The organism is uncultured Kocuria sp. (assembly GCF_947500125.1).
In the GTDB taxonomy this organism is placed as follows: Bacteria; Actinomycetota; Actinomycetes; order Actinomycetales; family Micrococcaceae; genus Kocuria.
On sequence record NZ_CANMRA010000002.1, the window covers coordinates 93,889 to 119,892 of the forward strand.

A 26,004-nucleotide genomic window follows, 5' to 3' on the forward strand; every position below is an offset into this window, starting at 1 on the left:
TCATCCCGTGCCGCCGACCGATGGACACCGCATGCCCCCTCCGCACCCCCGCCGCACCGCCCACCCCGGCCGCGTCCAGGAGGCCGCGGCGGCCCTGCGCGCCGCAGCGCCCGGCGCCGTGGACCAGGCCCTGCGAGCGGCCCTCGACGTGGCCCGGGAGCTCGGCGAGGAGCTCCCCGCTCCCGGCGCGGGCCGCACCGGGCAGCTGTGGCTCCGGCTCTCCGAGCTCGCCCGGCTCGACCTGTCGCTCGCCCGCGTCGTGGAGCCGCACCTGGACGCCCTCGCGATCCTGCGCCAGGCAGGGCTCGAGGAGCTCGCCGGCCGGCCCGCCGCCTGGGGCGTCTGGGCCGCCGAGGCTCCCGGCCACGAGCTCGTGGCCCGGCACGGGCCCGGCGGGTGGGAGCTCACGGGCTCCAAGGCCTGGTGCTCCCTCGCCGCGCACCTCGACCGGGCGGTCGTCACCGCGAGCACGGGCGGGGGCCGCCGCCGGGCCTTCGCCGTGGACCTCGCCCACCCCGGCGTGGTCCCCGGGAGCACCGAGGGCTGGCGGCCGGCCGGGCTGTGGGACGTGCCGACCGGTGACGTGCGGTGCACGCGGGTGCCGGCCGTGCCGGTCGGAGAGGACGGGTGGTACCTGGAGCGCCCCGGCTTCGCCTGGGGCGGGATCGGCGTGGCCGCGTGCTGGTACGGCGGTGCGGCGGGGGTGGCCGATCTCCTGTGGGAGGACGCCGCGCGGCGCCGCCGGCCGGGCGGGCGCCCGCTCGACCAGCTGGGGCACGCGGCGCTCGGCGTCGTCGACACGCTCCTGCACACCGCCCGCACGGCGCTGGGCTCGGCGGCGGAGCAGGTCGACGCCGGCGGGGCCGGCGGGGACCGCGGGGCGGTCCTGGCCCTGCGCACGCGGCGCATCGTCGCACGGGCCGCGGAGGCCGTGATCGCGGAGGTGTCGGCCGCCACCGGACCGGGCCCGCTGACCGGGGCGCCCGAGCACGTCCGCCGGGTGAGCGCCCTGCAGGTCTACCTCCGGCAGGAGCACGCCCAGCGGGACGCCGCGGCCCTGGGCCGCGCCCTGCTCGACGGCGCGCCCGGGGACCGCCCGTGGTGAGCTTCGACCACCGGGACCCCGGGACCCCCGAAGCGGTGTGGGAGCAGGCGCCGCACCTGCGCGCCGCGCGTCCGCTCGAGCTCGGCGGCATCGACCGCCTCGTGGTCCTCGCCGCCCACCCCGACGACGAGAGCCTTGGCGCGGGCGGGCTCATCTCGCTCGCGGTCCGCGCGGGCGCCCGGGTGCGGGTGGTCGTGGCGACCCTGGGGGAGCGGTCCCACCCGCGGTCCCCGACCCGCACTCCCGCCGACCTCGCCCGCGTGCGCCGGGCCGAGGCCGCGGCCGCCACGGACCGTCTCGCGGACGGCGTGGCGCCCGAGCTCCTGGAGCTCCCCGACGGGGCCCTGGACGCCGCGGGGGAGGCGCTGCGCGCCCCCGTGGCCGAGGCGGCGGCCTGGGCCGCCGCCGGGCGGCGGGGCGTGCTCGCCGCACCCTGGGGCGAGGACGGGCACGTCGACCACGAGGTGCTGGGCCGGGCGGCCCGGGCGGCCGCCTCCGCCCACGGCGTCGAGTGCCTCGAGTACCCCGTCTGGCTGTGGCACTGGGGCGGGCCCGGCGACCTGCCCCCGCACGGGATCCGGGTCCTCGCCCTGGACGCCGGCGCGCGTGCGGCCAAGGAGCGGGCCCTGGCCGCCCACGCCTCGCAGGTCCTGCCGCTGTCCCCGGCCCCGGGGGACGAGGCCCTCCTGGGCCCCCACGTGCTGGCCCGGTTCCGCCGCCCGGCGGAGCACTTCTTCGTGGTCCCGCCCGCGGGGACGGCCCCGGACGCCGCCGGCGTGTTCGACGACGTCCACCGCGGCGCCGAGGACCCCTGGGACGTCGACTCCTCCTGGTACGAGCGGCGCAAGCGCGCCGTGACCCTCGCCGCGCTGCCCCGCCCCCGGTACCGCCGGGTCCTGGAGGCCGGCTGCTCCGTCGGCGCCCTCACCGCGGAGCTCTCGGGACGGGCGGACCTCGTGCTGGCCGTGGACGCGAGCGGCGTCGCGGTCGCACGGGCCCGGGACCGGCTGGCGGAGCACCCCGGCGTGCAGGTGGAGCGGCGCGGGCTGCCCGAGCAGTGGCCGCCCGGCCGCTTCGACCTCGTGGTGCTCTCCGAGACCGGCTACTTCCTCGACGCCGCGCAGCTGACCGGTCTCCTCGACCGCGTGGCCGGATCCCTCGAGCCGGACGGCCACCTCCTGCTGTGCCACTGGCGCCACCCGATCGAGGGCTGGCCGCTCGACGGGGCCGACGTGCACGCGGCCGTGCGCGCGGACGCCCGATTCGGACGCCTGCTGGAGCACACGGAACGGGACTTCGTGCTGGAGGTCTTCGAGCCCGTGGCGCCCCGGGCCGCCGGCGCCGGACCGTGCTGACGGCGGTGGAGCGCGTGGTGGTGGTGGTCCCGGTCCGGAACGAGGAACGGCTGCTCGGCCGGTGCCTGGCCACGGTGGAGCACGCCGCCACCCGGGCGCGGGGGGCCCGGCCACCGGTGCGGGTGGACGTCGTGGTGGCCCTGGACCGCTGCACCGACGGCAGCGCCCGGATCGCCGCGGCGGCGGGAGCGGACGTCGTCGTCGGCGCCTGGGGCACCGCGGGGGCGGCCCGGGCCGCGGCCGTGCTCGCCGCGGGAGCCGCCGGGGAGCGCACCTGGATCGTGTCGACCGACGCCGACAGCGCGGTGCCCGCCCACTGGCTCACGGGCCACCTGGACGCGGCCGGGAGCGGGGCGGAGCTGGTGCTGGGCACCGTGGAGCCGGACCCGAGGGACCTGGCCCCGGGCGTCCTGGAGCGCTGGCACGCCCTGCACCGGCTGGAGGAGGGGCACCCGCACGTGCACGCGGCGAACCTGGGCGTCCGCGCCGACGTCTACGCCGCGTGCGGGGGCTTCCGGCCGGTGCCGCACGGTGAGGACGTCGGACTGGCGGAGACGGCGCGGGCGCACGGGCACCGGGTGCTCGCCACGGACCGGGTGCGCGTGCTGACCTCGGGCCGCAGCACCGGCCGGGCCGAGCGGGGCTTCGCCGGATACCTGCGGGCGCTGGCCGGGGAGCGGCACGCCCTCGGGGCGGGCCCGCTCTGAGGGCCGCCCGGGACCACGGCTACGCGGGGAGCGGACAGCCCTGGCCAGGGGCCGGTCCCGTCTGCCTACGGTGGACCCGTACCGTTGCCGACGAGAGGAACCACCCGTGTCCGAGAACAGCATCTCCGCCAGCCGCGTCATCGACGCCCCCGCCGACGCCATCTTCGACGTCCTCAGCCTGCCCTCGCGCCACCGCCAGATCGACGGCTCCGGCACGGTCGTCTCCGGCGACGACCAGCGCATCCAGGAGGTCGGCCAGGTGTTCGTGATGAACATGAACGGCGAGCACATGGGCGGCGACTACGTCATGGAGAACACCGTCTCCGGCTACGACGAGAACAAGCTGCTCGCCTGGAAGCCCAAGCCGCAGGGCGCGGAGCTGGAGGGCTGGGAGTGGATCTGGGCGCTCGAGCCCCAGGGCCCCGGCACCACGCTGGTCACCGAGACCTACTCGTGGGAGCACGCGACCCCGGAGGCCAAGAAGGCCGTGTCCTTCCCGCTCTTCGAGGAGGGCGCCCTGGAGCACTCCCTCGAGCGGCTCGCGGCGGCCGTCTCCGAGAAGTGAGCGCCTGAGCCCCGGACGGAGCCCGGTCACCACGGGTGACCGGGCTCCGTCCTGCCCGCGGTCACCGCTCCCGGCGGGCGGTGCGGACGGAGGCCGCCGCAGGATCGACCCACAGGATCTCCCACTGGTGGCCGTCGGGGTCCCGGAAGCAGCGCGAGCGCAGGAAGCCGTAGTCCTGGGAGTCGCCCTCGGTCCCGCCGGCGCGGACGGCGCGGTCCACGATGGTGTCGATCTCGTCGGGGGAGTCGACGCTGAGCGCGTTGACGACCGAGGCGTCGGCCGGGGTGCCGGGCGTGCCGGGGCCCACCAGGCGCAGGTGGCGGTCCTCGCTCAGGACCATGACGTGCTCGTCCTCGCGGATCTCGACGGTCCCGGCGCCGCTGCCCTCGAACGCGGGGTGCAGGCGCCAGCCCAGGCAGGAGTAGAACCGCTTCGACCTCTCCAGGTCCGAGACGGGAAGGGTGATGAAGTCTGCCGGTGCCATGGTCTTCCCCTTCGTGGTGCGGCGGGACCCGCCCTCAGCATGGCCCCCGGACGGTGGGGCCGCAACGGTGTGACGGGATCCGCGCCCGCATGTCAGCACGGCATCGGAACGGCATCGGAGCGGCACCGGCACGGCGTCGGAACGGGGCCGGAATGGGGACGCGCGCCCCGGGGTTGGAACGGGCATGCGAGTCATCGGAGTCGAGTCGTTCGGAGGGCCCGAGGTCCTCGCCGTCCACGAGGTGCCGGACCCCCGCCCCGGGCCCGGGGAGGTGCGGATCCGGGTGAGGGCGGCCGCCGTCAGCCCCACGGACACCGTGCTGCGCGCCGGCGGTCAGCCGCTGGAGCACCTGCGGCCGCCGTACGTGCCGGGGATGGACGCGGCCGGGATCATCGACGAGGTCGGGCCGGGCAGCGCCTGGCAGGCGGGGGAGGCGGTCATGGCCATCGCCCTGCCGCGCGGGGAACACGGGGGCGCCTACGCGGAGCTCCTGGTCGCCCCGGACGACTCGATCGCCCGCCTCCCGGCGGGCACGGACTTCGCCACGGCCTCCACCCTGCCCATGAACGGGCTCACGGCCCTGCAGATCCTCGAGGTGCTCGACCTGCAGCCCGAGCAGACCCTGGCCGTCACCGGGGCCGCGGGGACCCTCGGCAACTACGTCGTGGAGCTCGCCAAGCACGAGGGCCTGACCGTCGTGGCCGACGCGTCCGACCACGACCTGGAGCTCGTGGAGAGCCTGGGCGCCGACCACGTGGTCGCCCGCGGCGACGACGTCGCGGAGCGGATCCGCGAGTTCTTCCCCGACGGCGTCGACGCCCTTGTGGACGCCGCCGTGCTCGACGAGAAGGCGGCCCCCGCCGTCCGGGACGGCGGGGGCTTCGCGACCGTGCGCCACTGGACGGGGGACCCGGGGCGGGGGATCACGGTGCACCGGATCAGCGTTCCCCAGGAGTACCACTCGGGCCGGAAGCTCGACCGGTTGCGCCGGTACGTGGAGGAGGGTGTGCTCTCCCTGCGCGTGGCCGCCGTCCTGCCCGCCGCGGACGCCGCCGAGGCGCACCGCCGGCTCGAGGCGGGGGGCGTGCGGGGGCGCCTCGTCCTGGAGTTCTGACGCGGGTCCCGGAGGGCCGGGCCCGGCGGAGCCGGGATCAGAAGTGGGACCGGTACTGGTGGTCGATCCCGACCTGGTCCACCTTCCGGTGGAAGCGCATCCCGGCCAGGCCGCCCAGGACCGCCGCGAGCAGCGGGATCAGGACGGCGACGACCAGGGCGATGATGCCGCCCGTGGTCAGGGTGCCCTCGCCGATCGGGATCCGGGGGAAGCTGTTGAGCTCGCGCAGCACGTTGAACTGCTCACCCGCGACCGCTCCCAGGACCGCCAGGACGATCGCGATGACGACCGCCCAGACCCACACGGCCACCCCCTGCTTGGCGCCGTCGAAGCGGGCCATCCGCCCGGCCACGTAGCCCCCGGCGAAGTAGGCGACGAACAGGACCACGGCGAGGGCGATCCCGCTGACGATGCCCACGGTGCCGGCGTCCTGGGCCACCTGCTCCGCGATCTCGCCCGGATCGGTGCTGGTCGCCACCCCCACGCCCGCGCCGATCGCGCCGAGCAGGGCGGTGAGCAGCACGGCGATGCCCGTGGCGGTCATCCAGCCGAAGAACGCGGAGCCGAACTTCACGCCCCCGAACTCCCGCTTCTCCGCCGCGACCACCTCCTGCCGCCGCCCCCGCGGGGTGGACGCCCCCGGGCGGTCCGTCCCGGTCGTCCGGGGCTCCTCCGGGGGAGTCGATCCTGACGGGCCCTGGTGTGCCATGGCTCTCTCCTCGCGTCCGACCATCAGCGTGCTCCACATGCTCCTCCCGTCGGTGGCGGTCCGCAATGGGGCAGGATGCCGGCCCGGGGGTGTGCCGCGCGTCGCCGCCGGACATAGGCTGAGGCCTCCGGGCCGCCCCGCACGGCGGTCCGCGCACCGCACGGACGGAAGGGCACGACCATGGAACGCACTCCCGAGTTCACCCCGCGCACGGCCGTGGTGACCGGCTCCGACTCCGGCATCGGGCGCGCGACCGCCGTGGCGCTCGCGGCGGCCGGCCTGGACGTGGGCATCACCTGGCACCAGGACGAGGCCGGCGCCGAGCGGACGGCGGAGGAGGTCCGGTCCTACGACCGGCGGGCCGTGGTCGCGCGGCTGGACACCACGGAGCTGGAGAGCTGCGGGGCCGTCGTCGACGACCTCGTGGAGCGGCTCGGCGGCGTGGACGTGTTCGTGAACAACTCGGGCACGGGGGCGAACGTCCCGTTCCTGGAGACGTCCCTGGCCACGTGGCGCAAGGTGGTGGCCACGGATCTCGACGGCGCGTTCCTGTGCCTCCAGGCGGCGGCGCGGCACATGGTGGCCGCCGGCCGCGGCGGTCGGCTGATCGCCGTCACGAGCGTCCACGAGCACGTGCCGCGGGTGGGCTCGAGCGCCTACGACGCCGCCAAGCACGGTCTCGGCGGACTCGTGAAGACCATCGCGCTCGAGCTGGGGGAGCACGGGATCACCGCGAACTCGGTGGCCCCCGGGGAGATCGCCACCCCCATGACGGGACAGGAGGACGAGAACCCGCGGTCCACCCACCGACCCGGCGTGCCCCTGGGCCGGCCCGGGGACGCCCGCGAGATCGCCTCGGTGATCGCGTTCCTCGCCTCCCCGGCCTCCGCCTACGTCACGGGCGCGTCCTGGGTCGTGGACGGCGGCATGGTGCAGATGGGGCCGCAGGCGGGCTCCCACCTGACGAGCGACGAGTGGCGGAAGGGCTAGATCCGGCCCCGCCGCAGGACGCCCCGGTTCCTCAGGAGTCGAAGTGGGTGGTGGCCGGGCCCTGTCCGACGGTGGCGACCAGGTCCGCGGCCAGGTCGCGCAGCTTGACGTTGCGGTGGCTGGAGGCGGCCCGCAGGATGTCGAAGGCCTGCTCCTGGGAGCAGCGGTTCTGGCCCATGACGATGCCCACGGCCAGGTCGATGGTGGTGCGCGATGCCATGGCCGCCTTCAGGTCCGCCTCGGCGTCCCGGTGCTTCTCCATCCGCACGGCCAGGCGCAGCGCGCTGGAGGCCGTGGCCACCTCGCGCTGGACGACCGCGATCGTCGCCCGGTCGAACTTGTGGGGGCGGTCGGCGTAGACGTCCAGGGCCGCGGCGGCCTCGCCGCCGAGCTCCAGGGGCACCCCGAGGGCGGAGAGGACGCCGTGGGCGGCGGCGGCCCGGCCGTACTCGGGCCACCGGGGGTCGGAGCGGGTGTCCGGGACGTGGACCAGCCGGTGCTCGCGGGAGGCCGTGAGGCACGGTCCGTCACCGTAGTGGTACTGGATCTCGTCCAGGGCCTCGGCCGCGGGGCTGGAGGAGGCCACGGTGGAGGACCTCTTCGGGCGCAGCAGGGTGACCGCGCACCACACCTCGTCCCCGTCGGTGGACAGGGCCTGGGCGATGCTGGCGGTGAGGGCGTCGAGGAAGGACGTGATGTCCTCGCTCTCGAGCAGCAGCTCGTGCAGGGGCGCCGCGGGCGGGCCGCCCGTCTCGTGCTCCGTCATGGTCTTCCTCCGGTGGTCGCAGCGGGCACGCGGTGCCGGTGCCGTCGGTCCCGGCCGTCGGGGCCTCGGGGTCCGCATGGTCCATCATGCCGTGTTCCCGGGCCGTCGGCTCCCGCCGCCGTGGTGGCCCGGCGTCCGGACCGCGCCCGTCCGGCCGGACGCCGGGCCCGGCCACCGCCCGCGGGGCCGGGCGGGCTTAGAGTGGGGACCGACCCCGCACGCCGTCGCACGGTGGGGAGAGGCGGTCCGGGCAGCCGCGGACCGCGCCGCCGTGCAGCGCTGCTCCGGTCCCGCTGTCCGCGGGGTCCGCGGGGCCCCACCCCGTGCGCGTGCGCTCCTGCACGCACCGACCCGAGAACCGAGGCCCTGGTGAGCGTTTCCTCCACCGCCGTCACGTTCCGCACCGGACGCTCGACGGCGCTGACCGGTCTGGCGTGGCTGCTGCTGGCGTCCGTGCTGGTGCGGTCCGTCTGGCTGGCCCTCGACGGCAGCATCGACCTGGACGTCTACCGGCTCGGCGGCATGGCCGTGGTGGACCGGCACGGGTTCGCCGACGAGCTCTACGGGCCGGGTCTGAGCCTGCACGACGACGGCGGACTGCCGTTCACCTACCCGCCGTTCGCGGCGCTGCTGTTCGTGCCGCTCGCCTACCTTCCCGAGCGGCTCACCGAGCTCGCCCTGGTGCTCGCCACGATCGGCTTCGCCGCGGGGCTGTCCGCCGTGCTCCTGCGCTGCGCGGCCGCCCGCGGCCGCCCGCTGCCGCTGCAGACCCTGCTGGGCCCGGCCACCGCCGTGGCCGCGGGCACCGCGGTGCTGCTGTGGTCGGGTCCCTGGATGCGCAACACGGGTCTCGGGCAGATCAACGCGCTGCTCATCGCCCTCGTGCTCTACGACCTGCTGCGCACCCGCGACGACACCCTCCTGGGCCGGATCCCCCGCGGGGCCTGGATCGGACTGGCCGCCGGCGTCAAGCTGACGCCCCTGGCCTTCGGGCTGGTGTTCCTGATGCGCGGGCAGCTGCGGCCGATCCTCACCATGGGCCTGACGTTCGCCGCGACCGTGCTGATCGGGTTCCTGGTGCTGCCGCGGGACGCGGTCGTGTTCTGGACCGAGGCCGTGGTCAGCGACGAACGCGTCGGCGACACCGCCTACGTCGACAACACCTCGCTGCAGGGGGTGCTCCTGCACCTCGGCGTCCCCGGGGAGGTAGAGCCCCTGCTGCGCTGGGCCCTGGTCCTCGCCATGGTCGTGGGCATCGCCCTGCTGATCCGGGTCCTCGCGGTCCGGGGCATGGTCCTGTCCGTGGTCGCGGTCAACGCCCTGGTCATGCTCTACATGTCCCCGGTCACCTGGTCCCACCACCACCTGTGGTGGGGACTCGTGTTCACGGCGCTGTGGGTCGAGGCGTGGCCGGCGTTCCTCCGGGACGGCCCGCGCCGGCTCGCCCTGGTGCTGGGCGGGGTCGCCCTCGTGGGTCTGTACGTGGGGCCGATCCGCTGGGACGCGTGGCTGCGCCCCCTGGGCGTTCCCGGACCGGTGATCGACGTCGTGGCCGCGCTGTCCTATCTCGCCCTGTTCCTGCTCCTGCTCCTGTGGGTGGTCACCGGGCTCCGGGCCGGGACCCGAGACGTCGACGCGGACCGTGGCTGACCCCGGCGCCTGGACCGGCTACGACCGCGGCAGCCGGGGCTACCGCAAGGTGCTGCTGGCCCTGCTGTGCGCCGGGGTGGCGACGTTCGCCCAGCTCTACTCGGTGCAGGGCGTGCTGCCGCTCATGGCGGCGGACCTCGGGATCGACGCCGCGGAGGCGTCCCTGGGCGTCTCCGCCGCGACCCTGGGCCTCGCCGTGGGCGTCCTGCCGTGGTCCGTGGTCTCCGACCGGTGGGGCCGGCTGCGGACCATGGTGGTGGCCGTCGTCTCCGCCACGGTCCTGGGACTCGTGATGCCCCTGGCGCCCAGCTTCGAGACCGTGGTGGCGCTGCGCTTCGCGGAGGGCATCGCCCTGGGCGGGATCCCCGCCGTGGCCATGGCCTACCTCGCGGAGGAGCTCGACCGCCGGCACGCCGCCGTGGCCGCCGGCACCTACGTGGCGGGCACGAGCCTGGGCGGGCTCGCCGGGCGCATCGTCGCCGCACCCGTGGGCGACGCGTTCGGCTGGCGGACCGGCACGATCACCGTGAGCGTGCTCGCCGCGCTCGCCGCCGTGGTCTTCGTCCTGATCGCCCCGCGCCAGCGGGGCTTCGTGCGCCAGACCGTCCGGCTCACCGGGCCCGCCGGACTGCTGGGGCGTCTGCGCGCCAACCTCGCCGACCGCGGCCTGGTCGTGCTCTACCTGCAGGGCTTCCTGCTCATGGGCGGGTTCGTGGCGATCTACAACTACCTGGGCTTCCACCTCGGCGAGGAGCCGTTCGGGGTGTCCCAGACCGTGGTGAGCCTCCTGTTCCTGGCCTACCTCTCGGGCACCTGGTCCTCCGGGACGGCGGGACGGATCGCGGCGGCCCACGGGCGCCGCGTGGTCCTGGCGAGCAGCGGGACCGTCATGCTCGCCGGGCTGCTGGCCACGCTCGTCCCGTCGCTCCCCGTGATCGTGGTGGGGCTGCTGCTGTTCACCGCCGGGTTCTTCGCCGCGCACGCCGTGGCCTCTGGATGGGTGCCGGTGCGCTCCCGCACCGGCAAGGCCCAGGCCTCGTCCCTCTACACGCTCTTCTACTACGCCGGCTCGTCCGTGCTGGGCACCGCCGGCGGCGTCTTCTACACGGCCACCGGCTGGTCCGGGGCCGTCGGCTTCGTGGCGACCCTCGTGGTCCTCGCCGTGCTCCTGGTCCTCACGGTCCTCCGGGAGCCCGAGCCGGCCTGACCGCTCCCCGCCGGTGGGACGGCGCTCAGTCCTCGCTGCCGCCCCACTGCAGGGGGAGCACCTCGAAGGAGCTCGCGAGGGGCGCTCCGAGCCGCTCGCCCACGGCGGCGGCGTTGCCCCGCAGGAAGGCGTCCGGGTCGAAGTCGGCCCAGCCCAGCCCCTCGAGGTAGGCGCGGTGGGCCCGCAGGGACTCCACGCCGGCGTCGAAGGTCTCCGTGACGTCCGCCGCGTGCCGGGCGTCGGGCGAGGCCGCCGCCCACACCGCCAGCACGTCGGGCCACGGCTCCAGGCCCGCCTCGATCTGCTCCGGGAAGACCCACCGGTTGCCGGCGTCCCGCACGGCGTCCAGGGTGGCCCGGCCCGTGGCGATGTGGTCGGCCTGGTTCAGGTTGGTGGCGTTGTCCCAGGTGTCCCGGAAGTTGTTGGTGATCACCACGTCCGGGCGGTTCCGGCGGACCGCCTCGGCGATCCGCCGCCGCAGCGCCACCCCGTACTCGAGCACCCCGTCCGGCTGGTGCAGGAACTCCACCTGCTCCACGCCGACGATCCGGCACGACTCCCGCTGCTCCGCCTCCCGCAGGGGGCCGCACTGCTGCGGCTCGAGTCCGTCGATGCCGGCCTCCCCGCTGGTGACCAGGCAGTAGACCACCTCCTTGCCCTGTCCGGTCCAGCGGGCCACGGCCGCGGCGGCGCCGAACTCCATGTCGTCCGGGTGCGCGACCACCACCAGGGCGCGCTTCCAGTTCTCGTCGACGTGCGTGAGCGGAGTCTCAGTCATGGTCCCCATCATGGCCCCGGTGCCGGGGACCGGCAACGACGGCGCGGTCCAGGACGAGGATCCGGGAGGACGAGCCCGTCCCGGACCGCCGGCCGGCCGGCTCAGCGGCCGGCGGCGGGCACGAGGGGCAGCGCCTCCGTCAGGGCCTCCGCCGGGTCCTCGGCCTGGTTCTCGGCCTGGTCCTCGGCCCGCGCCGTGACCTCCTCGGCGCCCTCGTCCTCGTGCGTGCGCCGGCCGCGGTCCCGGACGGCGCCCACGAGCTGCCACAGCGCGTAGCCGAACAGCGCCGTGGCGACCAGCACGATCCCGCCGCGCTTCTGCTCGGCGTCCAGGAGCGTGGCGGCGTAGCCGGCCCAGGGCACGTGGTACTTCACCAGGCCGCGCAGCTGGGTGGCGGTGACCGGGTCCGCGTCCGGGGCGGCGTTGGCGTCGCCCCGGGTCGTGAAGCTGCGCCGTCCCTCGCCGTCCACCGCCACGCCCACGATCCGGTGGGTGACGAGGGCGGGGTCGTCCGGGCGGGGCATGAACGTCACGACGTCCCCGGTGCTCAGCCCGGCGGCGTCGTCCTCGCCCTCGAGAGGGGCGACGACGACCTGGCTGCCGGTCGGGACGGTGGGCTCCATCGAGCCGGAGAGCACCGTGAGCGGCACCCAGCCGAGCACGAGCGGCACGACGACGACGGCGAGCAGCAGCGCGGCCACCGCGCTCAGGAGAAGCACGAGCAGCGGGTGCAGGGACCTGCGGAGCGCGGTGGTCATGACGGGAGTCCTTCACAGTTGATGTGGCCGCTCTTGCCGGGGGCCTTGATCGTCCACGCGTAGGCACTGTCCAGGTGAGGCGTGGTCCCGGTGGAGAGCACGGCCCGGACGAGGACCTCGTAGTCCTGGCTGGGAAGATGTGCCGTGCTCAGGAGGTCGGTGGCGGTGATCCGGATGTCCCGCGCGCCGCCGTCCTGCACGGTCCGCACCGGGGTGGGCGCCCCGGTGGTGCCCGCGGGCCGGACCAGGACCTGCCACTCGGCGACGGCCGGAGCGCCGGGGTCCCCGGTCCAGGACCACCGCAGCAGCGCGGCGCTGTGGTCCCCGCCGCACCGGGCGGCCTCGGTGGCCACCGGGCGGTCAGGAGCCGTCACCGGCGGCTGCTCCTCGGGCGGCAGATCTTCGGCCGGCAGTTCTTCGGGCGGCAGCTCCACGGTGAACGGGACGGTCCAGGAACGGGTCGTCGACCAGGTGCCGTCCCCGAGGGAGACGGCCTCCAGTCGGGTGACGACCTGCAGCACCTGCCCGGCGAGCGGACGCAGCGCGTCCTCGGCGACGGCGTCGGCCGAGACCGTCAGGCAGATCGCCGCGGGCCGGTCCCGCTCCAGGGTCGCCCGGGACTCCCCGGCGACGGCCACCAGGGCCGACGCGCCCGGCGCGACGGCGGTCCACCGCGCCGCGGACCGGGCGTCGCCGCAGTCCGCGCCGGTGCGGTAGGCGAAGCGCATCTGCGCCGGCGGGGCCACGGACCTCCCGGCGGAGTCGACCAGGGAGACCTGCAGCGGCCGGTACCCGACACCGAACCCGGAGGTGTTGGTCAGGGTCGCGGAGTGCTCGACGCCCTCGGTCCCACCGACCTCGAAGCCGATCCGGCCCGCGGACATGGCGGGCACGTCGACCTGTCCGGTGGCGGACCAGCGGGCGTGGGTCCCGCCGTTCGGGGTGGTGAGCACGATGACGGCCAGCAGGACGAGGACGCCGAGCACGTAGGCCGTGGGGGTGCGGTACTGGCTCATGGGAACTCCTGGGGGGGTCAGTTCTGGGTGAGGGCGACCGTGAGGGGGCCCGGCTCGACGGTCGTCCCCTGGGCCGAGGGATCGGCGGAGACGTCGTAGGCGACGACGATGTCGTAGGCCGCGCCGTCCTGGGCCGCGGTCACGGTCCAGGAGGCCGGCCCGGGCCCGGGGGAGAGCGGCAGCGCGCCGGAGACCGGCACCAGGTCGACGCGCGGGACGACCGTGCCGCCGGCCGGCACGGCGGGATCGACCGTGAGGGTCGCGGTGAGGTTCGTGCCCTCGACGTCGAGGGTCGCGCGGGTCGTGACGACGACGGTGTCGCCGGGGGCCAGCGCGGCGAGGGTGTCCGCCGTCCCGGTGAGGTCGGTGGCCCCGCGACCGACGGCGCCGGTCGCGGGGTCGACGTCGGTGTGCTGGAGGGTCGTCCGCGCGGGCGCCAGCACCACGTCGAGGCTGCCGGTGCCGACGGCCTGCGTCTCGAGCGGGGCGACGTCGGACCAGCGGGCGGCCGTCCCGAGGCCGTTGCCGAGCAGGGTCAGGGCCAGCAGCGCGGCCGCGGCGGCGGCGAGGGCGCGGCCGGCGGTCGAGGGGCGGGGAGTGCGCGTCATGGAAGCCTCTGGGGGTGAGACGGAACGAGACGGAAAGGCGAGGGGTGGAGCGCCCCGGTGCGGCGTCGTCGCCGCACCGGGGTCCTCCGGGGCGGCTCAGATGCTCTGGTCGAGCACCAGGTTGAAGCCCTTCAGGGACTGGGCCGGGATGTTCTGTCCCTCCTGGTTCTTGACGCTGTCGGCGTTCCAGGTGAAGGCCGCGGTCACGTTGACCATCTGGCCGTCGTTGGCCCTGGTGACCTCGTAGAGCCCGTCCTCGTTGCCGTCGGAGAGCCCGTCGACCTCCAGGTCGTAGTCGACGTACGTGCCGAGGACGGACTCGAGGTTCGCCGGCAGGTCCAGGGCCAGGGTGCCCTGGAGGGTCTCGCCCTCGGCCTGGATGGTCGGGGAGACCTTGAGCTTGACGGTGTCGCCGGGGACGACCTGGTACGTGTTGATGTCGATGGCCTTGTCGTTGCCGTCGGTCCAGGTAACGCCCTCGGCCAGGGCGAGGCTCAGCTCGCCGGTGGCGACGGTGGCGTCCGAGGCGATGGCCTCGGAGTCGGACCACTTCGAGAAGGTCCCGCCGCCGGCGGCGAGGAGGCCGACGGCCACGGCTCCGGCCAGGACGGCCTTGCCGGTGCGCCGGTTCCTGCCGGCCTGGGCGGTGGAGTCGGACAGGGGGTTCTGCGATGCAGCGTTCATGGTTCCGCCTTCGAGCGTGGAGAGGGGTGAGAGGAAGGATCGCGCGGGATCGGTGCGCGGGTCGTGCCGGGCATCCGGTGGGGTGTCCGCGGAGGCGGCGGGCGCCCCGTCCCCCCGGATCACGGGGGACGGGAGGCCTGCTGCGACGGCCGCGCCTCGGCGCGCCGGCCCGGGAGCCGCAGTGGATCGCCCGGGGAAGCCGCCGGCAGCCCTGCCGCCGGATTCCCTTGACACGTCAACCCTAGACAAAAGTCTATGAATTCGAACAGGTTTTTCCTGTCCCCACTTCACCTGACGTTACTGACTGGTAATGTCCCCGCTTCGGCGGTCTCCCGGGGCGGCGGGCCTAGGATGCCGGGGGAGGGCTCCCGACCGGAGGAGCCGGGACCGGAGGACCGAGATGACGCGAGCTTCCCAGCGCCGGCGCGTGCACCGGTACACCGCCGACGGCGACGGAACCGGGCGGGCGGACACCCTGGCCGGCGAGGAGCCCCTGGAGATCCGGCTCGACGGCCGGCCGTTCACCGTCACCATGCGCACGCCCGGCCACGACTTCGACCTCGTGGCCGGGTTCCTCGTCTCCGAGGGCGTGGTGCGCGCGCCGTCCGAGATCGTGCAGATGGACTACCGCAGCGGCATCGGCCCGGACGGGCAGCGGACCTACAACGTGGTGGAGGTCCGGCTCGCGCCCGGCGTCGCCCTGCCGGACACCTCCATGGAGCGGCACGTCTACACGTCGTCGTCGTGCGGGGTCTGCGGCACGGCGTCCATCGAGGCCGTCACCAAGGTCTCCGCCTTCGACCCGGCCGGGGACCCGGTCCGGCTGCCCGTGCCGGCGGTCCTGGCCCTGCCGGACCGGCTGCGCACCGGCCAGAAGCTGTTCTCCACGACCGGGGGCGTCCACGCCGCAGGTCTCTTCCGCCTCCCCGACGGCGCCGCCGCGACCGACGGCGCCGCCGAGCCCGAGCTGCTGTGCGTGCGCGAGGACGTGGGGCGGCACAACGCCGTGGACAAGGTCGTGGGCTGGGCGCTGCGCGAGGGTCTCCTGCCCCTGCGCTCCACCGTCCTGCAGGTCTCGGGCCGCGCCTCGTTCGAACTGGTGCAGAAGGCCTACATGGCCGGCGTCCCGGCCCTCGCGGCCGTCTCGGCGCCCTCCGCCCTCGCCGTGGACCTCGCGGACGAGGCAGGCGTCACGCTGCTCGGCTTCAGCCGCGGCACCTCGTTCAACGCCTACGCCCACCGGGAGCGGCTCGTCCCCTGAGTGCGCCGGGAGCGCCACGGCGCTGGCTACGATGGAGTCATGAAGCCCTTCCTGCTGCTCGCCACCCGCGCCGAGGACGACGTCGCGGACGAGGAGTACGAGACCATCCGCCGCTTCAGCGGCCTGCAGGAGAGCAGCCTCCACCGGGTCCGGCTGGAGGCCGGGCCCATGCCGCCGATCGACCTCGAGCGCTACTCCGGGGTCATCATCGGCGGGTCCCCGTTCAACTCCTCCGACCCGCCGCAGCTGAAGTCCGAGGTGCAGCGGCGGGCCGAGTCCGAGATGCGGGACCTGCTCGACGAGGTCGTCGACCGGGACTTCCCCTTCCTCGGGGCCTGCTACGGCGTCGGCACCCTCGGCACCCACCAGGGCGGGATCGTGGACCGCAGCCGTGGCGAGGAGATCGGCGTCATCGAGGTCACCCTCACCGACGAGGGGCTGCGGGACCCGCTGCTCCGGGAGTTCCCGCCCGCGTTCCACGGCTTCGTGGGGCACAAGGAGGGCACGCGCACCCTGGCGCCCGCCGCCGTCCTGCTGGCGACCGGCACGGACTGCCCCGTCCAGATGTTCCGGATCAAGCGCAACCTCTACGCGACCCAGTTCCACCCCGAGCTCGACGCCCCCGCGCTGCTCAACCGGATCGAGGCGTACAAGGAGCACGGGTACTTCCCGGTCGCCGAGGCCGAGGACGTCAAGGACCGCATCCGCACGGGGCCGCCCGTGACGGAGCCCGAGAAGATCCTCGCCGCGTTCGTGGACCGCTACGCGCGCTGACGTCCCCGGCCGCCGGGAACCCGCGCCCCCCGAACTGTCGCGTGTCCGGAGGAGATCGGCTGGGGATACCGTGGGAGGTATGACCACGCGCGCCGCCCCCTGGAGGCAAGGGCCTCTCGACGACCACCGCACGTCCCCCGGTCCCCGCCTCCTGCCGTACCACCGGCTCGGTCACGCCGACCCGGAGCACCGGTGGTGGAAGCCGCTCGTGGAGCTGCTGCTCTTCGGGGCCTTCTACGTGGTGCTGACGATCATCTTCGGCATCGTGTGGGCCGTGGGGCTCGTGGTCGTGCGCGGCGAGGAGGCCCTGGACGAGATCTTCCTCGCGGGCACGGAGCTGGACATGATGGACCCGGCGATCTTCTTCATGCTGTTCTTCTCCCTGGTCCTCATGATCCCGGCGCTCCTCGCGGCCCGGGCCATCATGGGCCCACGGCCAGTCGGGCTGCTGCTGTCCGTGACGGGGCGGCTGCGCTGGGGCTTCCTCGGCCGGTGCCTCCTGGTGGCACTCGTGGTCTACGCGGTGGGCCACGCGGCCGCCGCCCTCGTGGAGTACGCGCTGCTCGGGACGCTGACCGCCCCGCAGCCGGTGGAGGGCTTCTGGTGGCTGATCGCGATGATCGTGCTCGTGGTCCCGCTGCAGTGCGCGGCGGAGGAGCTCGTCTTCCGGGGCTACCTGCTGCAGACCGTGGGGCGGTGGCTGCGCCGGCCCGTGTTCGCGATCCTGCTGCCCGTGCCCCTGTTCACGTTCGGGCACCTCTACGACGCCTGGGGGCTGCTGGCGGTCGCGGTCATGGCGGTCGTCGCCGGCTATCTGACCTGGCGCACCGGCGGGCTCGAGGCGGCGATCGCCCTGCACGTGGTCAACAACGTGATCGCGACGCTCTTCGGGGCCCTCAGCCTGGCCGACCCCGACGCCGAGGAGTCCTCCTGGGTGGCCCTGGCGATCTCCGCGGGCATGCAGCTGCTCTTCGCGTGGCTCGTGGTCCGCGACGCGGGCCGGCGAGGCGTCGAGGTGACCCGGACGGTGCACCCGCCGCGGCTGCCCGTCCTCCTCGCCCCGGGGCCCGGTCCCGGCGGGCACCCCGGGGGCGGATCCGGCCGGCCGGACCACGAGCCCGCCGCCTGGGTGTGCCCCGGCCCGCCGGCCTGCCCCGGCCACTGGGCGGAGCGGGCGCCCGGCCCCGCGCCGCAGCCCCTTTCGTAGACTGACCGCATGGAACCGAGCACCGCAGTCGACCCCCGGTCCGCCGTCGAGGACCTCGGCCGCTACGTGATGGAGTCGCCGAGCTCCTTCCACGCCGCGCACGCCGCCGCCGCACGCCTCGAGGAGGCGGGCTTCGTCCGCCTCGACGAGACGGAGGACTGGGCCCGGACCGGCGTCCGGGGGCGGCGCTACGTGCTGCGCGACGGGGCGGTCATCGCGTGGGCTACCCCCGCGGAGGTCCCGCCGGCGGCCGGGTTCCGGATCCTCGGCGCGCACACCGACTCGCCGGGCTTCAAGCTCAAGCCGAGGCCCACCAGCACGGCCCACACCTGGCACCAGGCCGGGGTCGAGACCTACGGCGGAGCGCTGCTGAACTCGTGGCTGGACCGCGAGCTGCGCCTGGCGGGCCGGCTCGTGGTCCGGGGCGCGGAAGGCACCCCGGTGGAGCACCTGACCGCGACCGGCCCCGTGGCCCGCATCCCGCAGCTGGCCATCCACCTGGACCGCGACGCCAACAAGGGCCTGCAGCTCGACCGGCAGCAGCACGTGCAGCCGATCTGGGGCGTGGGGCAGCCGGAGGACGCGGACGTCCTGGCCCTGCTCGCCGAGCACGTGGACTCCGGGCCCGTGGATCCGGCACGGATCGTCGGCTACGACGTGGTGCTGGCGGACGCGCAGTCCCCCACCGTGTTCGGGCAGGGCGGGACCCTCTTCGCCTCCGGGCGGCTGGACAACCTCTCCTCCGTGCACGCCGGGCTGGGCGCTCTCGCCCGGGAGGCGGAGGCGGTCGAGCAGGGCCGGCACATCGCGGTGCTCGCCGCGTTCGACCACGAGGAGATCGGCTCGCGCACCCGCTCCGGCGCCGCGGGGCCGTTCCTCGAGGACGTGCTCGTGCGCATCGCCGAGGGGCTGGGCCGCACGGCCGCCGAGCACCGGCGCTCCCTGGCCGGGTCCGTGTGCCTGTCCGCCGACGCCGGGCACCTGGTGCACCCCAACTACCAGGGCCACCACGACCCCGTGAACCGGCCGGTGCCGGGGGCGGGCCCGCTGCTGAAGATCAACGCGGACCAGCACTACGCCACGGACGCCGTGGGCGCCGGGATCTGGGCCGAGGCCTGCGAGCGCGCCGGCGTGGGCTACCAGGAGTTCGTCTCCAACAACCGGGTGCTGTGCGGCTCCACGATCGGGCCCATCACCGCGGCCCGGCTGGGGGTGCGCACGATCGACGTCGGCATCGGCCTGCTGTCGATGCACTCCGCCCGGGAGCTGTGCCACGTGGACGACGTCGCGGCCCTCGGCGCCGTCGCGGGGGCCTTCTACACCGCCTGACCGGACCGCGGCGCCGCCGTGCGAGGGCGTCTCGTGCGCGAACTCCTGCGCGAACTCCTGCGCGAACTGCTGCGCGAGGGGTCGCCACTGAACGGTTCGAGTCGGTCGTTCCGTTCAGTGGCGACCCCTCGGCGCGGACGGTTCGCCGGTGGCGACCCGTCGGCGTCCCAGGCCTGCGAGGGGCGGCTCAGCCGGGGATCGACGCCGTGCCGACCGCGACCCGCTCGGCCGGGAACTGCGGCATGGCGATGTCGGCCATCCGGGCGAGCACCCGCACGACCTGGCAGGAGTAGCCGAACTCGTTGTCGTACCAGACGTAGAGCACCAGCGAGCTGCCGTTGACGATCGTCGCGAGACCGTCGACGACGCCCGCGCGGCGGGAGCCCACGAAGTCGGTGGACACGATCTCGGGGGAGTCGGTGTAGTCGATCTGCTTGCGCAGGGACGAGTTCAGCGAGATGTCCTTCAGGTACTGGTTGACCGCGTCCTCGGACTCCGGGGCCTGCTCGAGCTGCAGGTTCAGGATGGCCATGGACACGTCGGGGGTGGGGACGCGGATCGCGTTGCCCGTCAGCTTCCCGGCCATCTCCGGCAGGGCCTTGGCCACGGCCTTCGCCGCACCGGTCTCGGTGATGACCATGTTCAGGGCGGCGGAGCGGCCCCGGCGGTCGCCCTTGTGCCAGTTGTCGATGAGGTTCTGGTCGTTGGTGTAGGAGTGGACCGTCTCGACGTGGCCCTGCGCGATGCCGTACCGGTCGTGGAGCACCTTCACGACCGGGGTGATCGCGTTGGTGGTGCAGGACGCCGCGGACAGGATGGTGTCCTCCGCGGTGATGACGTCGTCGTTGACCCCGCACACGATGTTCTTCAGGTCGCCCTTGCCCGGGGCCGTGAGCAGCACCTTGGCCACGCCCTTGGACTGCAGGTGCTTGGACAGGCCGGCCTCGTCGCGCCACACGCCCGTGTTGTCCACGACGATCGCGTTGTCGATGCCGTGCTCGGTGTAGTCGATCTCGGTGGGGTCGTTCGCGTAGATGAACTTGATGGCCACCCCGTTGGCCGTGATGACGTTGTTCTCCTCGTCGACGTGGATGGTCCCGTCGAACTTGCCGTGCACGGAGTCGCGGCGCAGGAGGGAGGCGCGCTTGACCAGGTCGTTGCCGGGCTTCTTGCGCACCACGACGGCGCGCAGGTTCAGGCCGGTGCCGTCGTTGCGGTTGATCAGGATGCGGGCGAGCAGGCGGCCGATCCGGCCGAAGCCGTAGAGCACCACGTCCTGGGACTCCGGGGAGTTCTGGGCCCTGCGGTCCACCACGGGGGCGAGCTCCTCGCGCAGGAACGCCTCGAGGTCCTGGTCCGACTCCGGGGCGAGCCGGTTGAGCTTGCCGAGGTCCACCGCGCAGGTGCCGAGGTTCAGCCCGGACATCGCCTCGAGCAGGCGGGTCGTGTCCTCCAGGGGCAGCTCCTCGCCGTCGATGCGGCGGGCGAAGCGGTGCGCCTTGATGATCTGGGTGACGGACTTGTGCACCAGGGAGCGGCCGTAGACCGTCGGCACGACCTTGTTCTCGCGGTGCAGACGCCCGACCAGGGGGACGATGCCCTCCGCGAGTGCCTCGCGGTCGGCCCAGCTTTCAGGAGTGCTCAAGAATGACTCTCTTCCTCGGCCGGGGACGTCATCGTGTCCGGCCGTGACGTGCCGCGCCTCGTTGCGCGGTCGGGTGCGCGCCGCTGCGGTTCGCGCAGGACGCCGCCCTCCATTCTAGGGGCACGGGGGCACCGGCGAGGCTCCCGTTACACGTCCGCCGGACCGCTCCTGCGCCGGGGCGGCGGGACCGGCGGGTGCTACCGTGAGGGCATGCTGACGGTCATCGGTGAAGCGCTCGTCGACGTGGTGTCGAAGCACGGACAGGAGCCCCGCGCGCACGCCGGGGGGAGTCCCATGAACGTGGCCGTGGGCCTGGCCCGGCTCGGCCACGAGGTCCAGTTCCTCGGCCGCTACGGCGAGGACGAGTACGGCACGCAGGTCGAGGCGCACCTGCGGGACAACGGCGTCCTCCTGCCCTTCGAGGCCGATGCGCGGCCCACGTCCGTGGCGGAGGCCGTCATCGGGGACGACGGCGCCGCGACCTACGACTTCCAGCTGGACTGGTCCCTGGACCTCTCGGACGAGCAGCTGGGCGAGCTGCTGCGGGACACCACCCTGCTGCACGTGGGCTCGATCGGCGCGATGCTCGAGCCCGGTGCCTCGCGGGTGCTGCACGCCGTGGAGCAGGCCCACCGCTCGGCCCTGATCTCCTACGACCCCAACTGTCGGCCGTCCATCATCCCCGACTCCTCGGAGGCGCGGGCCCGGGCCGAGCAGCTCGTGGCCCTCGCCGACGTCGTGAAGGCCTCGGACGAGGACCTCCTGTGGCTGTATCCCCACCGCAGCGTCGAGGAGAGCGCCGGAGCCTGGCTCAAGGCCGGCGCGGAGCTCGTCGTCGTCACCCGGGGCCCCCTGGGGCCGTGGGCCCGCACCCGGGCCACCGGTCCGCGCGGGGTGCAGGTGCCGGCCGCCCGCACCACCGTGGTCGACACCGTGGGAGCCGGCGACTCGTTCATGGCGGCGCTGCTCTCCTGGCTCACCGACCACGGCTACACGGGCGCGCAGGCCCGCGAGCGGATCGACAACCTGGACGAGGAGCAGGTCGGCGAGCTGCTGCGCCACGCCGCCTCGGCGGCCGGCGTCACGGTCTCCCGCGCCGGCGCGGACCTGCCCCGCAAGGACGAGCTGCCGGCACCCTGACCGGCCCGGCCCCGATCCCCACCCCGACCCGATGCCCACCCGATCCCGAGCGGAAGGAGAGCCCGTGCTCGACCGCGACCCGTACGCCGACCTGCCCGACCTGCCGAGCTTCACCCTCACCTCCGAGGACTTCTCCGACGGCGGGCCGCTCGCCCCGGCCCAGCTCTCGGGCATCATGGGCGCCGGCGGCCAGGACGTGTCCCCGCAGCTGAGCTGGTCCGGCGCCCCGGAGGGCACGAGGAGCTACGTGGTCACGGTCTTCGACCCGGACGCCCCCACCCCCAGCGGCTTCTGGCACTGGTGCCTGTCCAACATCCCCGCGGACGTCACCTCCCTCGAGCGCGGCGCTGCGTCCGACCCGCCGGCCGGGGCGGTCAAGCACCGCAACGACGGCGGCACCGACGAGTACGTGGGGGCCGCCCCGCCCCCCGGCCACGGACCGCACCGCTACATCGTGTGCGTGACCGCGGTGGGCGAGGAGCAGGTCGACGTCGACGAGAGCGCGAGCCCCGCCGTCGTCAACTTCCAGCTGTTCAGCTCCGGGATCGCCCGGGCCTGCCTCACCGGGACGCACGAGGCGTAGGTGGCAGAACACCCGTGAGCCCGACTCCGGAGGTCCCCGGGGCGGAGGTGCCGATCAGGATGATCGCCAGCGACCTCGACGGCACCGTCCTGGGGCACGACTTCCGCTTCCGCCCGCGCACCGTCGACGCGATCCGGGCCGCCCAGGACAGCGGCATCCACGTGGTGTTCGTGACGGGCCGGCCCATGCGCTGGCTCGACCCGCTGCGCGAGCAGCTCGGCCACGAGGGCGTGGTGATCTGCTCGAACGGCGCGGTGGTCTACGACCTCGGTGCCGACCTCGTCGTGGAGTCCAGCCTCTTCCCGGCCCGGGACGCCTTCGCCGTGATGGACGAGGTCGCGGCCCGGCACCCCGGCACGCTGTTCGCGGCGGAGACGCTCGAGGGCGTCTTCACGGACCGCGGGTGGGCCCGGACCGACCGGATGGAGATCGGCGCCCCCCTGGTGGGGGCGCTGCGGGACCGGGTGCCGGAGGACCAGGGGCTCGTGAAGTTCCTGGCCAAGCTGGACAGCGCCGACCCGCAGGAGTACTTCCGGGCCCTCGCCGGGCTCGTGGCGGGCAGGCTGTCCGTGACGCACTCCGTGGCGGCCGCCCCGCTCGTGGAGATGGGCCAGAAGGGGCTCACCAAGGCGCGCACCCTCGAGCAGTACGCGGCCGAGCGCGGCATCCGCCCGCACGAGGTGATGGCCTTCGGCGACATGCCCAACGACCTCGAGATGCTCACGTGGGCCACCCACGGGTACGCGATGGCGAGCGGGCACCCCGCGGTCGCGCGCGCTGTCGGCCGCACGGCCCCGCCCTTCGAGGAGGACGGGGTGGCCCAGGTGATCGAGGCGCTGCTGCGCCGAGGGCGACCTGATGCGTCACGGGCGGGACAATCCGCTACCACGGGGTAACAATAGGAGGGTGACCCCTCCAGCGCACCGGCGTGACGCCCCCGCAGCCCTGGCCCACCGCGGTTTCTGCCGGGACGGGGCCGAGAACACCCTCGACGCCTTCCGCGCCGCCCGGGACCTCGGCTACGAGTGGATCGAGACGGACGTCAACACGACGGCCGACGGGGTGGTCCTGTCCTTCCACGACGAGACCCTCGACCGTGTCACCGGCGGGAGCGGGAAGGTCTCCTCCCTGACCTGGGAGCAGATCAGCACCCGGCGCGTCGCCGGCGCCGGGAGCATCCCGCGGTTCGCGGACCTGCTGACGGAGCTCCCCGAGCTGAAGTTCAACGTGGACGTCAAGGACGAAGCGTCCGTGGCGGCCCTGCCCGCGCTGCTCCACGAGCTCGGAGCCGTGGACCGGGTGCGGGTGACCTCCTTCTCCGAGAGCCGCCGGCGGCGCACGCTGCGGCGGATCCGCGAGCTCGAGGGACGGACGGTGCTCACGTCCTCCGGCAAGGAGGGGATGCGCCTGCTGCTCGTGTGCTCGTGGCTGGGCGGACCCAGCTGGCGTCTCGTCCGGCGGGCGGCCGCCCGGTGGATCGAACCGTTCGACACCGTGCAGATCCCCCGCCGGCACCGGATGCGCGGCGGGGCGGAGGTCGAGCTCGTGACCCCCCGGTTCGTGGGCTTCGCCCACCGGCACGGCATCGACGTGCACGTGTGGACCGTCAACGACACGGCCGAGATGGCGGAGCTGCTCGAGCTCGGGGTCGACGGGATCGTCACGGACCGGGCCGACCTGCTCGCCGCGCTGCTGGCGCAGCGGGGGCAGTGGCCGCCCCCGGGCGTGTGAGCCATGACACGGCGGCCCGGCCCGTGGCAGGGTGGGGACCATGACCGACACCGCCACGACCGGCACCGCGCAGCACGTCCTGACCGAGGTCCGCAACGGCACCGGGCGCATCGTGCTCAACCGCCCCCGTCAGCTCAACGCGCTGACCGCGCAGATGTACCGGGACCTCAAGGCCGCCCTCGACGCATGGCGGGACGACGACACCGTGCGCCACGTGCTCGTCACGTCCGCCTCGCCCAAGGCGTTCTGCGCCGGCGGTGACATCCGCGAGGTGCGGGACGCGGTCCTCGCCGGGCGGATCGAGGACGCCACGCAGGTCTTCGCCACGGAGTACGCCCTCGACTGCCTGATCGCGAACTACCCCAAGCCGTACGTGGTGCTCATGAACGGCATCTGCATGGGCGGCGGCATGGGCATCTCCGTGCACGGTTCCCACCGCGTGGTGGGGCCCTCGACGGTCATGGCGATGCCCGAGACGAAGATCGGGTTCTTCACCGACATCGGCGCCTCCTGGTTCCTCCCGCGCGTCTCCCGGCCGGACCGCCGCGGGGAGCCGGGCCCGGCCGTGGGCCGCTGGCTCGCCCTCGGCGGGCAGCGGCTCGGCGGCGCGGACGCCGTCGCCCTCGGCCTGGCCGACGTCCTCGTGGCGGACGAGGACCTCGAGGCCCTGGCCGGGGCCGTGGTGGAGGAGGGACCGGAGGACGCGCTGGCCCGCTTCGCGCGCGAGCCCGAACCCTCCTCCGTGGTGGCGCGGTGGGAGCAGATCGAGGAGCGCTACGGCGCGTCCACCCTCGAGGAGATCGTCGCCGCCGCCCCGGAGGACCTCACGGGGATGAGCCCGTCCTCCCTGGTGCGCACCTTCGAGCTGCTCGAGCGCGGGGCGGCCGACGACAGCGTGCGCTCCTGCCTCGAGCGGGAGCTGCGCCTCGCCGCGGACACGATCGCGCGCCCCGACTTCGCCGAGGGCGTGCGGGCGGTCCTCGTGGACAAGGACAACGCGCCGGCCTGGGAGCACGCCTCCGTCACGGACGTCGACGTCGCGGCCGTCCGGGCCGTGCTCGACGAGAAGCTGCCGCTGCCCCTCTGACCCGCCGGGCCCGCGCCCGGTGCGCTCAGCGGCGGGACGGGTGCTTCCCGTTGTCGCTGGCCAGCGGCCGGGGAGGGCCCCACCGGTCACCGGCCGGGGTGGGACGGTCCACGAACCGGCGGTAGCCGAGGTACAGCACCACGACCAGGGCCACGGTGACCACGGCGAACGAGGCGACGGTGTCTTGCGAGATCAGGCTCCGGACCACGCTGTGGAGCAGCGTGAACAGGCCGCCGAGCAGGATGCCCTGGCCCAGCACCGCTCTGCGCCGCTCCACGGCCAGGCTCGCCGCCAGGAGCGCGACCGAGGCGACCAGGGTCACCACGCCGACGTCGCGGCTGTGGTCCAGGAACTCGTCCTCCCACGCCTCCCACTCGCGCTCGTAGGCCGCCCACTGCTGCTGCTCCTCCGGGGAGAGCTCGCGGGTCTCCCGCGCCATCGCGATCCCCGGGGGCGGGACGGGCTCCTCCGGGCCCGGGTGCACCGTGGCGACGCCGAGACCCACGAACAGGGCCAGCAGCACCCCCAGGAAGAACGTGTAGACCGTCCGCAGGATCCTGCCGTCCGTGCGGTCCTCCGCGCGGTCTTCCGTGTGGTCCTGCATGCGGCGTGCTCCGTCTCCCCCCGCCTGTGCGGGACGTCCGTCCAGGGCGCCCGGGACCGCGGCCGGCCGGCCGCCGGGGCGTGCTCACATTGTGGGTCGCCCCCGACCCGTTGTCCACGGCCGTCACCTGGCCCCCGGCCCTTCCGC

At 74.6% G+C, this 26,004-nt stretch carries 27 protein-coding genes; 17 read left to right on the forward strand and 10 right to left on the reverse strand.

The features are described from left to right. Window positions 1-31 precede the first annotated feature (31 nt). The 4 genes from Q0817_RS01710 to Q0817_RS01725 all read left to right on the forward strand — a co-directional run bounded on the left by Q0817_RS01710 (window position 32) and on the right by Q0817_RS01725 (window position 3,732). On the forward strand, window positions 32-1,105 hold the full coding sequence (locus Q0817_RS01710; protein WP_298583243.1) for an acyl-CoA dehydrogenase family protein: 1,074 nt from the start codon (window positions 32-34) through the stop codon (window positions 1,103-1,105). Then, on the forward strand, window positions 1,102-2,460 hold the full coding sequence (locus Q0817_RS01715; protein ID WP_366139848.1) for a PIG-L family deacetylase: 1,359 nt from the start codon (window positions 1,102-1,104) through the stop codon (window positions 2,458-2,460). Before Q0817_RS01710 ends, Q0817_RS01715 begins: the two co-directional genes overlap by 4 nt. Then, window positions 2,454-3,167: a glycosyltransferase gene (locus Q0817_RS01720; RefSeq protein WP_298583245.1), complete on the forward strand. Its 714-nt coding sequence runs from the start codon at window positions 2,454-2,456 to the stop codon at window positions 3,165-3,167. The genes Q0817_RS01715 and Q0817_RS01720 overlap by 7 nt, the downstream gene beginning before the upstream one ends. Window positions 3,168-3,273: 106 nt before the next feature. Then, entirely contained in the window at window positions 3,274-3,732 is a 459-nt protein-coding gene (locus Q0817_RS01725; RefSeq protein WP_298583247.1) for an SRPBCC family protein, read from the forward strand. A gap of 61 nt (window positions 3,733-3,793) precedes the next feature. Here Q0817_RS01725 and Q0817_RS01730 read toward each other — a convergent pair whose 3' ends face one another. Then, entirely contained in the window at window positions 3,794-4,216 is a 423-nt protein-coding gene (locus Q0817_RS01730) for a VOC family protein (protein WP_298583249.1), read from the reverse strand. Window positions 4,217-4,400: 184 nt separating this feature from the next. Between Q0817_RS01730 and Q0817_RS01735 the strand changes: the two genes are divergently transcribed. Next, the gene (locus tag Q0817_RS01735) at window positions 4,401-5,330 is read left to right on the forward strand and encodes an NADP-dependent oxidoreductase (protein ID WP_298583251.1); all 930 of its coding nucleotides are present in this window, start codon (window positions 4,401-4,403) and stop codon (window positions 5,328-5,330) included. Between the two features lie 37 nt (window positions 5,331-5,367). Here the strand turns inward: Q0817_RS01735 and Q0817_RS01740 are convergent, their stop codons facing one another. Continuing rightward, window positions 5,368-6,039, reverse strand: a complete 672-nt coding sequence (locus Q0817_RS01740; protein WP_298583252.1) for a hypothetical protein — start codon at window positions 6,037-6,039, stop codon at window positions 5,368-5,370. A 180-nt stretch (window positions 6,040-6,219) separates the two neighbouring features. On the opposite strand from Q0817_RS01740, the gene Q0817_RS01745 reads away from it, so the two are divergent. Continuing rightward, window positions 6,220-7,029, forward strand: coding sequence for an SDR family oxidoreductase (locus Q0817_RS01745; RefSeq protein WP_298583254.1), 810 nt, complete (start codon window positions 6,220-6,222; stop codon window positions 7,027-7,029). Between the two features lie 31 nt (window positions 7,030-7,060). On the opposite strand, the gene Q0817_RS01750 is transcribed toward Q0817_RS01745, so the two are convergent. Then, window positions 7,061-7,795: a GAF and ANTAR domain-containing protein gene (locus Q0817_RS01750; RefSeq protein WP_298583256.1), complete on the reverse strand. Its 735-nt coding sequence runs from the start codon at window positions 7,793-7,795 to the stop codon at window positions 7,061-7,063. 369 nt (window positions 7,796-8,164) lie between these two features. Between Q0817_RS01750 and Q0817_RS01755 the strand changes: the two genes are divergently transcribed. Together Q0817_RS01755 and Q0817_RS01760 are read left to right on the forward strand one after the other, a co-directional pair. After that, on the forward strand, window positions 8,165-9,445 hold the full coding sequence (locus Q0817_RS01755; protein ID WP_298583258.1) for a glycosyltransferase 87 family protein: 1,281 nt from the start codon (window positions 8,165-8,167) through the stop codon (window positions 9,443-9,445). Further along, window positions 9,438-10,652 carry an MFS transporter gene (locus tag Q0817_RS01760; protein ID WP_298583259.1) on the forward strand — a complete coding sequence of 405 codons (1,215 nt, stop codon included), beginning with the start codon at window positions 9,438-9,440 and terminating at the stop codon, window positions 10,650-10,652. Before Q0817_RS01755 ends, Q0817_RS01760 begins: the two co-directional genes overlap by 8 nt. A gap of 25 nt (window positions 10,653-10,677) precedes the next feature. Here Q0817_RS01760 and Q0817_RS01765 read toward each other — a convergent pair whose 3' ends face one another. The 5 genes from Q0817_RS01765 to Q0817_RS01785 all read right to left on the reverse strand — a co-directional run bounded on the left by Q0817_RS01765 (window position 10,678) and on the right by Q0817_RS01785 (window position 14,496). Continuing rightward, entirely contained in the window at window positions 10,678-11,430 is a 753-nt protein-coding gene (locus tag Q0817_RS01765) for a PIG-L deacetylase family protein (protein ID WP_298583261.1), read from the reverse strand. A gap of 101 nt (window positions 11,431-11,531) precedes the next feature. After that, window positions 11,532-12,188 carry a signal peptidase I gene (locus Q0817_RS01770; RefSeq protein WP_298583263.1) on the reverse strand — a complete coding sequence of 219 codons (657 nt, stop codon included), beginning with the start codon at window positions 12,186-12,188 and terminating at the stop codon, window positions 11,532-11,534. Beyond that, window positions 12,185-13,204, reverse strand: a complete 1,020-nt coding sequence (locus Q0817_RS01775; RefSeq protein ID WP_298583265.1) for a hypothetical protein — start codon at window positions 13,202-13,204, stop codon at window positions 12,185-12,187. Before Q0817_RS01775 ends, Q0817_RS01770 begins: the two co-directional genes overlap by 4 nt. A 17-nt stretch (window positions 13,205-13,221) precedes the next feature. Then, complete coding sequence (locus Q0817_RS01780) at window positions 13,222-13,812, reverse strand: hypothetical protein (protein ID WP_298583266.1); 591 nt, start codon at window positions 13,810-13,812, stop codon at window positions 13,222-13,224. A 96-nt stretch (window positions 13,813-13,908) separates the two neighbouring features. Continuing rightward, entirely contained in the window at window positions 13,909-14,496 is a 588-nt protein-coding gene (locus Q0817_RS01785; protein ID WP_298583268.1) for an alternate-type signal peptide domain-containing protein, read from the reverse strand. 400 nt (window positions 14,497-14,896) lie between these two features. On the opposite strand from Q0817_RS01785, the gene fdhD reads away from it, so the two are divergent. The 4 genes from fdhD to Q0817_RS01805 all read left to right on the forward strand — a co-directional run bounded on the left by fdhD (window position 14,897) and on the right by Q0817_RS01805 (window position 19,067). Continuing rightward, on the forward strand, window positions 14,897-15,757 hold the full coding sequence (gene fdhD, locus Q0817_RS01790) for a formate dehydrogenase accessory sulfurtransferase FdhD (protein ID WP_298583270.1): 861 nt from the start codon (window positions 14,897-14,899) through the stop codon (window positions 15,755-15,757). 39 nt (window positions 15,758-15,796) lie between these two features. Continuing rightward, window positions 15,797-16,531 (forward strand): glutamine amidotransferase, encoded by a 735-nt coding sequence (locus Q0817_RS01795; RefSeq protein WP_298583272.1) that lies wholly within the window; start codon window positions 15,797-15,799, stop codon window positions 16,529-16,531. 79 nt (window positions 16,532-16,610) lie between these two features. Next, window positions 16,611-17,738: a CPBP family intramembrane glutamic endopeptidase gene (locus Q0817_RS01800; protein ID WP_298583274.1), complete on the forward strand. Its 1,128-nt coding sequence runs from the start codon at window positions 16,611-16,613 to the stop codon at window positions 17,736-17,738. A gap of 9 nt (window positions 17,739-17,747) precedes the next feature. Next, a complete protein-coding gene (locus tag Q0817_RS01805) occupies window positions 17,748-19,067 on the forward strand; it encodes a M18 family aminopeptidase (RefSeq protein WP_298583275.1) in 1,320 nt (439 codons plus the stop codon). Window positions 19,068-19,254: 187 nt separating this feature from the next. Here Q0817_RS01805 and Q0817_RS01810 read toward each other — a convergent pair whose 3' ends face one another. Beyond that, a complete protein-coding gene (locus tag Q0817_RS01810) occupies window positions 19,255-20,712 on the reverse strand; it encodes a glyceraldehyde-3-phosphate dehydrogenase (RefSeq protein ID WP_298583277.1) in 1,458 nt (485 codons plus the stop codon). A 210-nt stretch (window positions 20,713-20,922) separates the two neighbouring features. On the opposite strand from Q0817_RS01810, the gene Q0817_RS01815 reads away from it, so the two are divergent. The 5 genes from Q0817_RS01815 (at window position 20,923) to Q0817_RS01835 (ending at window position 25,253) form a co-directional block, all read left to right on the forward strand. Further along, window positions 20,923-21,852 (forward strand): carbohydrate kinase, encoded by a 930-nt coding sequence (locus Q0817_RS01815; RefSeq protein ID WP_298583279.1) that lies wholly within the window; start codon window positions 20,923-20,925, stop codon window positions 21,850-21,852. A gap of 64 nt (window positions 21,853-21,916) precedes the next feature. Next, complete coding sequence (locus Q0817_RS01820; protein ID WP_298583281.1) at window positions 21,917-22,435, forward strand: YbhB/YbcL family Raf kinase inhibitor-like protein; 519 nt, start codon at window positions 21,917-21,919, stop codon at window positions 22,433-22,435. Between the two features lie 14 nt (window positions 22,436-22,449). Next, the gene (locus Q0817_RS01825; protein ID WP_298583283.1) at window positions 22,450-23,331 is read left to right on the forward strand and encodes an HAD family hydrolase; all 882 of its coding nucleotides are present in this window, start codon (window positions 22,450-22,452) and stop codon (window positions 23,329-23,331) included. Window positions 23,332-23,341: 10 nt separating this feature from the next. Further along, complete coding sequence (locus Q0817_RS01830; protein ID WP_298583285.1) at window positions 23,342-24,166, forward strand: glycerophosphodiester phosphodiesterase family protein; 825 nt, start codon at window positions 23,342-23,344, stop codon at window positions 24,164-24,166. A gap of 40 nt (window positions 24,167-24,206) precedes the next feature. Beyond that, window positions 24,207-25,253, forward strand: coding sequence for an enoyl-CoA hydratase/isomerase family protein (locus tag Q0817_RS01835; protein ID WP_298583287.1), 1,047 nt, complete (start codon window positions 24,207-24,209; stop codon window positions 25,251-25,253). A gap of 25 nt (window positions 25,254-25,278) precedes the next feature. Here the strand turns inward: Q0817_RS01835 and Q0817_RS01840 are convergent, their stop codons facing one another. Beyond that, complete coding sequence (locus Q0817_RS01840; protein WP_298583290.1) at window positions 25,279-25,857, reverse strand: hypothetical protein; 579 nt, start codon at window positions 25,855-25,857, stop codon at window positions 25,279-25,281. Between the last annotated feature and the right edge of the window lie 147 nt (window positions 25,858-26,004).